12 protein-coding genes are annotated in these 9401 nt (G+C 57.0%); 6 read left to right on the top strand and 6 right to left on the bottom strand.

Translation table 11 applies throughout. From position 1 onward, the window contains the following. The first annotated feature begins 12 nt into the window (after positions 1 to 12). Positions 13 to 1377, top strand: a complete 1365-nt coding sequence (gene glmM, locus ACYVL5_RS16600; RefSeq protein ID WP_460596688.1) for a phosphoglucosamine mutase — start codon at positions 13 to 15, stop codon at positions 1375 to 1377. Next, positions 1370 to 2089, top strand: a complete 720-nt coding sequence (locus tag ACYVL5_RS16605) for a pyridoxine 5'-phosphate synthase (protein WP_460596689.1) — start codon at positions 1370 to 1372, stop codon at positions 2087 to 2089. Before glmM ends, ACYVL5_RS16605 begins: the two co-directional genes overlap by 8 nt. A gap of 92 nt (positions 2090 to 2181) precedes the next feature. Here ACYVL5_RS16605 and ACYVL5_RS16610 read toward each other — a convergent pair whose 3' ends face one another. The 3 genes from ACYVL5_RS16610 to ACYVL5_RS16620 form a co-directional block, all read right to left on the bottom strand. Further along, complete coding sequence (locus ACYVL5_RS16610; RefSeq protein WP_460596690.1) at positions 2182 to 2487, bottom strand: helix-turn-helix transcriptional regulator; 306 nt, start codon at positions 2485 to 2487, stop codon at positions 2182 to 2184. Between the two features lie 20 nt (positions 2488 to 2507). After that, positions 2508 to 2690, bottom strand: a complete 183-nt coding sequence (locus ACYVL5_RS16615; RefSeq protein ID WP_460596691.1) for a type II toxin-antitoxin system RelE/ParE family toxin — start codon at positions 2688 to 2690, stop codon at positions 2508 to 2510. Positions 2691 to 2963: 273 nt separating this feature from the next. Next, positions 2964 to 3386, bottom strand: coding sequence for a rhodanese-like domain-containing protein (locus tag ACYVL5_RS16620; RefSeq protein WP_460596692.1), 423 nt, complete (start codon positions 3384 to 3386; stop codon positions 2964 to 2966). A 373-nt stretch (positions 3387 to 3759) separates the two neighbouring features. Here ACYVL5_RS16620 and ACYVL5_RS16625 point away from each other — a divergent pair, with 373 nt between their 5' ends. Both ACYVL5_RS16625 and ACYVL5_RS16630 read left to right on the top strand, forming a co-directional pair. Beyond that, positions 3760 to 4458: an Ig-like domain-containing protein gene (locus tag ACYVL5_RS16625; RefSeq protein ID WP_460596693.1), complete on the top strand. Its 699-nt coding sequence runs from the start codon at positions 3760 to 3762 to the stop codon at positions 4456 to 4458. A 13-nt stretch (positions 4459 to 4471) separates the two neighbouring features. Beyond that, on the top strand, positions 4472 to 5806 hold the full coding sequence (locus ACYVL5_RS16630; protein ID WP_460596694.1) for an Ig-like domain-containing protein: 1335 nt from the start codon (positions 4472 to 4474) through the stop codon (positions 5804 to 5806). A gap of 48 nt (positions 5807 to 5854) precedes the next feature. On the opposite strand, the gene ACYVL5_RS16635 is transcribed toward ACYVL5_RS16630, so the two are convergent. Then, positions 5855 to 6340: a hypothetical protein gene (locus ACYVL5_RS16635; RefSeq protein WP_460596695.1), complete on the bottom strand. Its 486-nt coding sequence runs from the start codon at positions 6338 to 6340 to the stop codon at positions 5855 to 5857. 305 nt (positions 6341 to 6645) lie between these two features. On the opposite strand from ACYVL5_RS16635, the gene ACYVL5_RS16640 reads away from it, so the two are divergent. Further along, entirely contained in the window at positions 6646 to 6906 is a 261-nt protein-coding gene (locus ACYVL5_RS16640; protein WP_460596696.1) for a cytochrome C, read from the top strand. 162 nt (positions 6907 to 7068) lie between these two features. Then, positions 7069 to 7782, top strand: a complete 714-nt coding sequence (locus ACYVL5_RS16645; protein ID WP_460596697.1) for a hypothetical protein — start codon at positions 7069 to 7071, stop codon at positions 7780 to 7782. A gap of 43 nt (positions 7783 to 7825) precedes the next feature. Here ACYVL5_RS16645 and ACYVL5_RS16650 read toward each other — a convergent pair whose 3' ends face one another. After that, complete coding sequence (locus tag ACYVL5_RS16650) at positions 7826 to 8614, bottom strand: hypothetical protein (RefSeq protein ID WP_460596698.1); 789 nt, start codon at positions 8612 to 8614, stop codon at positions 7826 to 7828. 76 nt (positions 8615 to 8690) lie between these two features. Further along, the coding region (locus ACYVL5_RS16655; protein WP_460596699.1) for a transposase at positions 8691 to 9401 on the bottom strand (711 nt) is incomplete at its 5' end.

A 9401-nucleotide genomic window follows, 5' to 3' on the forward strand; every position in this document is an offset into this window, starting at 1 on the left:
AAGGAGCTCCCTATGAAGAAATTATTTGGCACCGACGGTGTTCGCGGCGTAGCCAACGTCTATCCCATGACGGCGGAGATGGCCATGGCGATCGGGCGGGCGGCCGCCTATACCTTTAAGAACAGCAAGAGAAGGCACCGTATCGTCATCGGCAAAGACACCCGCCTCTCCGGCTACATGCTGGAAAGCGCCCTGGTCGCCGGCATCTGCTCGATGGGGGTCGACGTCCTGCTGGTGGGACCGCTTCCGACCCCGGGCATCGCCAACATCACCTCCTCCATGCGCGCCGACGCCGGCGTGGTCATCTCGGCCTCCCACAATCCCTTCGAGGACAACGGGATCAAGTTCTTCTCCCGGGACGGTTTCAAGCTTCCGGACGAGAAGGAGCTGATGATGGAGGAGCTGATCTTCTCCAAGAAGATCGACTCCCTGCGCCCGACCGCCAAGGAGGTCGGCAAGGCCTACCGCATCGACGACGCCGCCGGCCGCTACGTCGTATTCCTCAAGAGCACCTTCCCGAAAGATCTCGACCTCGCCGGGCTGAAGATCGTTCTCGATTGCGCTAACGGCGCCGCCTACAAGGTGGCCCCTGCGGTCTTCGAAGAACTGGGCGCCGAGGTCATCACCATCGGCGTGAAACCCAACGGCACCAACATCAACGCCGACTGCGGATCGCTGCATCCGGAAGTGATGAGCGCGGCGGTCAAGGAGCACGGCGCCGACCTCGGCATCGCCCTCGACGGCGACGCCGACCGGGTCATCTTCGTCGACGAGTACGGAAACGTGGTGGACGGCGACCGCATCATGGCCATCTGCGCCACCGAGATGATGAAGAACGGGACCCTCAAGCGCAATACCCTGGTGGCCACCGTCATGAGCAACATGGGGCTCGACATCGCCATGAAACGGATCGGCGGCGAGGTCATCAAGACCGCCGTCGGCGACCGCTACGTGGTGGAGGAGATGGTCAAAGGGGGCTACAACCTGGGGGGCGAGCAGTCCGGGCACATGATCTTCCTCGACCACAACACCACCGGCGACGGCATCCTCTCGGCTCTGCAGGTGCTCGCCATCATGCAGCGCCGCCAAAAAAGGCTCTCCGAGCTGGCCCTGGTCATGGAGGCGCTTCCCCAGGTGCTCGTCAACGTGCGGCTGAGCCAGAAATCGGACATCATGCAGGTTCCGGAGGTCGCCAACCTGATCCGCGACGTGGAAGGGAAACTGGATGGAGCGGGGAGGGTGCTGATCCGCTACTCGGGTACCGAGCCGCTTCTACGGATCATGCTGGAAGGGACCGACGAAGGCGAGATCCGCACCTGGGCGCACGACATCGCATCGACCGTCGCCTGTCATTTGGGAGGAGAAGTACGTGGCTAAACTGGGAGTGAATATCGATCACGTGGCGACCCTGCGCAACGCGCGGGGAGGATCGGAACCGGATCCGGTGGCGGCAGCCGCCATCGCGGAGCTGGCCGGAGCCGACCAGATCACCATTCACCTGCGGGAAGACCGCCGGCACATCAGGGACCGCGACCTGCACCTTTTGAGGCAGACCATAAAGACCAGGCTCAACCTGGAGATGGCCGCCACCGACGAGATGGTGGAAATCGCCCTCAACGTGAAGCCGGAGGCCTGCACCCTGGTTCCCGAGAAACGGGCGGAACTCACCACGGAGGGGGGGCTCGACGTCCGCCTTCACCAGGAGGCGCTGAAGCCGTATATCGAAAAGCTGCAAGCCGGCGGCATCATCGTCAGCCTCTTCATCGATCCCGATCCCGACCAGATCAAGGCGGCCAACAAGATCGGGGCCGACTACATCGAGATCCACACCGGCTCCTTCGCCGAGGCGAGGGACTGGAAAGAGGAAGAGGAGGAGCTCATCAAGATCGAGAACGCGGTGAAGCTCGCCCGGAAACTCGACCTCGGCGTGAACGCCGGCCACGGCCTCAACTACGTGAACGTGAAGAAAGTGGCCGCCATCGGCGGGATCGAGGAATTCAACATCGGCCACTCCATCATGTCCCGCGCCATCCTCGTCGGCCTCCACCAGGCCGTTCGCGACATGTCCGAACTCGTCCGCTACGCGTAGCGACTGCGACAAAGAGCCAGCAATAAAGAAGGCGGAACAGTATAACCTGTTCCGCCTTCTTTATTACAGCATGCTATCGACGTTGCGTAAGGCTATGCCATAACTCTCGCCTGTACTTCCCTTTCTATCTTTGCCCCCAACTTTTCATCTGCAATTTTAAGGTCGTAGCTGGTCTGCAGATTTAACCAAAATTGCGGAGTGGTTCCAAAGTAGCGAGCAAGTCTAAGGGACGTGTCGGGAGTGATTGAACGCCGTTCGCGAACGATATCGTTTATCCGCGGAGCAGGGACTTTCAGTTCCAAGGCCAGGGCATGGGCACTCAACCCCAGTGGTGCAAGGAATTCTTCCCGGAGAACCTCTCCCGGATGTACAGGACGCATTTTGTTTATGGGATTCATACAAGTCTCCTCAATGGTAATCACAGATCTCCACGTAGCGCTTCCAGTCTGTTACCGGGAGGCGCCCTGAGATCTTCGATGGATTCAGCATCATCGAGCATCTGAAGCTTACGCTCGGCGGCAGCAGCAAAGGCTTGGAACTGCCGCGGGCATTTACCGGAAAAAAGTGCCTCAGCGCTCTTGGAACGGAAGGTCCTTATCATTTGGAAAAGGTATATCGCCCGGCGTTAAACGTCAAGCGGGCACACTGCTGCTTTGAGCGTTTGTGGACGAAGGGCAGGGCAGGGGAGAATGGGGAGAATGGGGAGAATGGGGAGAATGGGGAGAATGGGGAGAATGGGGAGAATGGGGAGAATGGAGCCTGAGGCCATACTGAGCCATTTAAAGGCGGAGCATGGGAGGGGCCTTCCCGATTAATTTCGGGAAGGCCCCTTCGTTTTGTTTGCGAGTCTGCTTCGGGTTCTTTCTTCTTTACGCTACTTGCCGGACACCGTCAGCTGCTTGTAGGGCCACCCTTCCATGCCGTCCTCCAGGATGAAGAGCCGCTTTTCCGGAATCCCCCTCAGTTTCAGGTAATCGTAGGCGTTCTTGGCACCTCCGCCGCCGCGGGGGCAGACGACCACCACGTCGTTCCTGCCGGCGGCAAGCTGCGGGATGATCCTTTCCAATCTCTTCTTGTCATCCGGGGATTTGACCGGAAAGGCATCGGTCTCCATGGCCGCTTTGAAGTGGTGCTTTTTAAAGTCGATCGGCAGCTGGATGTCTACGATCTGCATCTGTTTCCCCGTTTCCAGCCATTTTTTGAAGTCGTCAGGGGAGACGTAGTTGTAGCCGAAAGCATGCGCGGCTGTTGCTAAGAACAACGAAAAAAGTACAACAGAGACCAAGATTTTCTGCATGTGGTTTCTCCCTTCCGGAAATGTTATCCCCCCCATTTTCAATTTTCGATAGTGACGAGGAATCTGAGGGAATATATGCCAAGTTGCATGAATCGGCAATTTGAAAATTTCGATAAAAACGAACGATGCTATCGGCCCAGTAGATATGCCTTCTGGCTCAACAACAATCCACGCTCATAGCATCTAGGGTGCCGCGGTTGATCTGTCGAAGGTATCAGTTTATGGGTCCGAGCGGGTTAACCTTTTCGGCCCAAAATAAAGACCCGTTCGGGCGATAGTTACCGCAAATGCCCAAGTTAGACTGATACGGACCACTCCTGTTCAGACGTCCCCACGATCTAGCAAAGTCATCTGAAGAAAAGGAGGTAAGACAATGTCCGTAAGAGTATCGAGGTTAGTCACTGGCATCTTACTTTTCCTCGCACTCCTCATCACGGCAGGCTGCGGCTCGGGAGGAAATTCCGGGCCACAGGGAGGAGTTGGCTCCATTGCGGCCCAACTGTTATTCAGCAGCGACAGGATAGTCCCCAGGAACCTGTCCAGCACCATGCCGCCCAACATTATAACCATGAAAGTCACCATCTCTGGCCCGGGGATGAGCGACATCGTTCAGCTGTTCTACGCCGGCAACAGAAGCGGGACGATATCCGATGTGCCTGCCGGTGTCGAACGGATCGTCAGGGTTTCCGCCCTGGATGCGCTCGGTGCCATCATGTACGAAGGGGTGGTTGAGCATGTCACCGTGACGGCTGGGCAAACGACCAGCGTGGTGACGGTCATCATGTATGCGGCCCTTGACCACATCGAAATCTTGCCTGGCTCGGCGAACGTCATCGCTGGCTTTTCGCAGCAATTCACGGCGAAGGGGTACTATGCGGATGGGGTCACCTTCGATATCACCCAGAACGTGACCTGGAGCTCATCCAATGAATCGGTGGCCACCATAACGTCTTCCGGGTTGGCGACCGGGGTGGCTGGAGGTACCGCCACCATAACGGCAAGCAATGGAACGGTGACGGGGACGGCGTTCCTCGGGGTTACCTCGACAGGTACCCTTACGATTTTCTGGTAAAGGGGGGGAGACTATGCTCAGCAAATCATGCCGTTACTTTACCGGTATCTTGCTCGCCGTTTGCCTCACGATGCAGGTGGGGTGCGGAGGCAGCGGGAGTTCCAAGGAAGGTGGTGTCGGGGCAATTGCCGCCAGGCTCGTCTGGAATAGCGGCACCGGCGCTGGCGTCAAGGCGGCCACTGCGGGAACCAACGCGCCGACTGATGTCGTGTGGGTGCGGATCGCCGTGTCGGGACCGTTCATGACCACCATACGACAGACTTTCGACGCTTCCGCCGGTTGCGGTGTCATACAAAACGTGCCGGCCGGGAGCGGCCTCACCGTTACCGCCTTAGCGCTCGACCAAAACGAAGAGGTCATCTATAAAGGGGAGGTAAACGGGGTAACGGTGCTGGCAGGGCAGACCACCGCCCTGGTGACGTTCTTCATGCAACAGGCCTTGACCTCGATAAACGTCCAGCCTTCCAACGTGGGCCTCTCCGCTATCGGCGCCACCCAACAGTTCGCGGCATGGGGCATCTATCATGACAATTCAACCCGGAATATCTCCGATTCGGTGACGTGGAGTTCGTCGAACCCCTCGGTCGCCACCATAGATGCCACGACCGGATTGGCGACCGCCGTGGGAGAAGGATCGACTACCATAACAGCCACCGGCGAACATCATTCGGGGGAGGCAACGCTCACCGTAACCATCGTGCCCTATATTTCCGCCGTCGTGCTCAGCGTGACCGAAGGGGCGAGTAACCCGCTCGGTTTTCTGCAGCAGGTGCGCATCTTCGCCGATAGCAACCAGCAGACCCCGATCACCGACGCCACCGTGACCGTCAATGGAACGGTGCTGACGTACGTTACTCAAAAAAGTGGCTACATAGGCCAAGTCCCTATAGCCCCGGGTGGCACCGTCGACCTGAATGTGACCGCCAGAACCAACACCTACACTGCGACCGGCACCCAGTTCACCATCTTCCCAAGCATCACAGCGCCCGTCTCCGGGGCCACCTGGGATGCCGCCAGCAACAACGACATCGCCTGGAGTGCCGGCGCTCCCTTGCAGGACTGCAACTACGCGGTCGGGGTTTACTCTTCATTCCTGGGCCATTTCGTGTATCCGACCGACAAAAATCCGGCCAACGTCTCTACCGACTCCACCCTCCTGACCGTTCCTGCGGGGAGCCTCACGGCGGGCGACTACTTCCTGATGGTGGGGATTGGAACTCAGGGGATTGGAGGCCAACAGCTTGCGGGGATACCGATCAATGGTGCTGCCTCTGGCTCCTCCCTCTGGATCGGAGGCATAAATGCCTTCGTCCCGGTTTCGGTTAGTGCGACAAGCCCATCCCCATGACAATGCGCTACGTGCCAGGTCTTGATCACCTTTCAACCGTCACCTGATTCAAGACCTGGCACTGAAACCCGTCTGAATCGCCTCAAAAGTCATTTGCGTGCAGAGAGAGACCATCTTCGCCCCGGCGGATGGTATCCGTCGCGCCGCGAAGACCATCTTTGCTTCGGCGGATGGTATCCGTCGTTCGGCGAAGACCATCTTTGCTTCGGCGGATGGTATCCGTCGTTCGGCGAAGACCATCTTCGCCTCGGCGGATGGTATCCGTCGTTCGGCGAAGACCATCTTCGCCTCGGCGAATGGTATCCGTCGTTCGGCGAAGACCATCTTTGCTTCGGCGGATGGTATCCGTCGTTCGGCGAAGACCATCTTCGCCTCGGCGAATGGTATCCGTCGTTCGGCGAAGACCATCTTCGCCTCGGCGGATGGTATCCGTCGTTCGGCGAAGACCATTTTCGCCTCGGCGAATGGTATCCGGCGTTCGGCGAAGACCATCTTCGTCTCGGCGGATGGTATCCGTCGTTCGGCGAAGACCATCTTCGTCTCGGCGGATGGTATCCGTCGTTCGGCGAAGACTATCTTCGCTTCGGCGGATGGTATCCATCGTGCGGCGAATAGGTGAGGATGGGGGGCACAGCAAGGGAGCGGAATTGTCGAGTTGGGATTCAGCAGCGAGGTTTTAATCGGCTAGCGGTGGGAATGCCTTACACGCTGTGTAAAGACACTTGAACCTGGCGGCCAAAAATGTCATCTTCTTTCCCGCCTTAGATCGGATCGCGGGCACATTTCGGCGATTGCGGAGCGGTCGCGGCCAAACAAAACCAATTGTAGGGGGCGGGGAGATGTCGTTACCCAGAAGGGACTCTTTATTCATATTCATCGCCGTTCTCATCCTTTTCATACTCGCGCTCGGCTCTTTGAAGGGAAAAGGACGGGACACGCCGCACGACGAGATGCACGCCGCGAGCTACGCAGCTGCGCGGGAGGGTAAGAGCCAGTCTGCCATCGAGAAAGGCTGTAACGAGTGCCATTTCATCAAGACGATCAAAGGCCACCCTCCCAAGGAGCAATGCCTCATCTGCCACAAACTGGCCGACCGCTGACGATAGCCTAAACAGGGCATGTGCCCCATCACCACTTTCGGGCCATGCAGACCATGGCGAGTCATTCTACGACCAAATCCTTTTCCGGCAGACTCTCTTTATGGTATAAGGATCGGCATTTGAGATGTTTAACTACCAGAGGGAATGCAAAAAGGGACCGTCATGAGAATGGCAGCTGTCTACTCGTTTCTTTTGTTAGCCTTTTTGTCAACAGCGAGCTTTGCGGCTAACGAACCGGGTGTGGAAGTTGAAGGCAGTGCATGCATGGGGGACTCGCTGACCCGAAAGCAGACAGTGTATGCGGCACTCGTAGATGCAAAGAGGAAGGCTGTCGAATACTTTGCCACCCAGATAAAAAGCGAAACGGAGGTAAAGGATTTCGAGGTCCGGAAGGATTCCGTGTCGTCCTACGCAAACGCAGATGTCAAGGTCGTAAAGGAGTTAGGCGGGAAGTGGTACAGCGATGCACAATCGGGTGATTGCTATTCGGTAAGAATCAAGGCTGAGGTCACATCCAGGCCGATCGACAATTCCCGGCAGTCACACCAAAGAGATTCAGGACACAGCGGTTTCACCCAATGGCTGACTTCCTCCGAATACCAGGCTAAATTCAATCAGCTGTTCAAGCTGAAGATGTACCCTGCCGTGGTAGAGGGAAGGAGTTCCGCCGGCGTCTCCATGTTTAGAGCCGTATTCAAGCCCTTTCCCAACCCCGAGTTTGCCTTCTGGTCCCATCATGGAATCAATAGGGAGTTTTTCGAGAACAAAAACGGCTTACTGCTTGGCAACGGTTTTACCTTGAAGTCGCTCCAGACCTTCGTCGACAAAACGGGTATCGAACGATACCAGGCGACATGGGTTAAGGACGAGAATTGATGGGATTGACCCGGCGGTCCTTGAACCGTCACGAGGCGTTATTCTATTGCAGGGCCTTGTATTTTTTCTCCACGGTCTGCTCCATCCTCATCGATAGAACAAATCCGATGCCATTGGGGGCGGAGCCTCTTCCCGTCAGCCACATGGTCATGTCCATCTTGTCGGAGAGGGGGGGCTTGGTGGTGTCGATGGGGAAGTCACCTGAAAAGTAGACGAAGGCGTTCGCTTTATCGACGATGAACTCGGGCGGTATCGCCGGTGAGGTAAGATTTTCTACTTCCACATTTCCGGTGATTCGCAAAGCCTTGATGCCGTCGGTTTCTACAATCTTATCCAGCGCCGTGCTCCCCTTGATGCTGTCCGCTTTGGCTAAGATGCCAACCTCAGCCAGACTGGTAGCCATTTCCGCATGGTGGACCGGCCATCGGTCGCCCACCTTCTTACGTTCCTTCGTCCCAAACACATCATCGTCGGTGGTCTTGTCGTTTCGCAGGGAGAAGAACAGGTTCATGACCTTTTTGACTTCTGGAGAGACCGGTTTGCCATTCATCAGGAAGACTTCCTCCTTCCCCTGAAGCTCCGCCAGGATTTCAGTGCCTGCCGGCACAATTTCCTTTTCGGGAGACTTCCCATTCTCGGCATATTTGCAAGTGGAAACGACCAGTCTGAGTTTGCTCCCATCGCTATTGTCGCCGTCGTGTAGAACAGTCACCGTTGCATCAAGCTTGCCCGAATAAGAGGTAGTAGTTTCATTGACTACTTTCAATCCCTGAGACAACTTGAACTGTTCCAGCTCCCGACCGGAGCCGACAATACGATACCGGACTCCCACTTTCTCGGGCCTCTCCAGCCTGATCTCGAAATCCTGCGCATGTAGCGGCTCCGGTGCCCTGGACACAAGATAAGACTTACGCTGCCTCTCTGTAAAACTCTTCCCGAGCCTGGTCGGGACTCAGATACTTCATCTTCTCGACTGGCCATAACTGATTGTATTGGCTGACAAATGTCGCCATAGCTGTCCTGACATCCTCGATAGTTCTGAAGGTACTGCCGTATATCACCTGTTCTTTGAGCGTACGATTGAACCGTTCGACCACCCCATTGGTTTCCGGCTGTCTGACGAAGGCGAAGCTGGAAGCTATACCCCAGAACTTCAGTTGGTTCTGGAAGTGGTCTGAGAGATACTGGCTGCCATTGTCCATTCGTAGCGTCAGCCCTCTTGCTGCGTCAGCCTGCACGGAGCCATAGTGCTTCAGCAGCCCCATGGAAAGGGGCAGAAGGGCTGCAAAACGGTCGCCTGTCTTGGTGACATGCCAGCCAACGCACTCGGCATTCCAATGCTCAACCGCGGTGAAGATCCAGCACCAGCCTTCCTCCACCGTGAACACCTTGGTTCCATCGGTACCCCACATCACGTTCGGAGCAGCGGTGATGATCTTGCCGTCGTGGGGATTGGGCTCGCCTTGTGGCACCCGGTATGGGGAGAGCAACTGGTTCTGCCGCATGATGCGCAAGACTCGCTTGCGGCTGACCTTGTGCCCCTTCCCAAAGCGGAGTCGCCCCCAGACCTTGCGATGCCCTTCGCCCTTGAAGGCAGAGCTTGCCAGGTCGACACGGAT

The organism is Geomonas sp. Red276 (genome assembly GCF_054784495.1).

Coding starts and splice junctions, on each gene's coding strand:
- glmM (WP_460596688.1), top strand. CDS start 13: ATGAAGAAATTATTTGGCACCGACGGTGTTCGCGGCGTAGCCAACGTC.
- ACYVL5_RS16610 (WP_460596690.1), bottom strand. CDS start 2,487: ATGAATCCCATAAACAAAATGCGTCCTGTACATCCGGGAGAGGTTCTC.
- ACYVL5_RS16615 (WP_460596691.1), bottom strand. CDS start 2,690: ATGATAAGGACCTTCCGTTCCAAGAGCGCTGAGGCACTTTTTTCCGGT.
- ACYVL5_RS16620 (WP_460596692.1), bottom strand. CDS start 3,386: ATGCAGAAAATCTTGGTCTCTGTTGTACTTTTTTCGTTGTTCTTAGCA.
- ACYVL5_RS16625 (WP_460596693.1), top strand. CDS start 3,760: ATGTCCGTAAGAGTATCGAGGTTAGTCACTGGCATCTTACTTTTCCTC.
- ACYVL5_RS16630 (WP_460596694.1), top strand. CDS start 4,472: ATGCTCAGCAAATCATGCCGTTACTTTACCGGTATCTTGCTCGCCGTT.
- ACYVL5_RS16635 (WP_460596695.1), bottom strand. CDS start 6,340: ATGGTCTTCGCCGAACGACGGATACCATCCGCCGAGACGAAGATGGTC.
- ACYVL5_RS16640 (WP_460596696.1), top strand. CDS start 6,646: ATGTCGTTACCCAGAAGGGACTCTTTATTCATATTCATCGCCGTTCTC.
- ACYVL5_RS16645 (WP_460596697.1), top strand. CDS start 7,069: ATGAGAATGGCAGCTGTCTACTCGTTTCTTTTGTTAGCCTTTTTGTCA.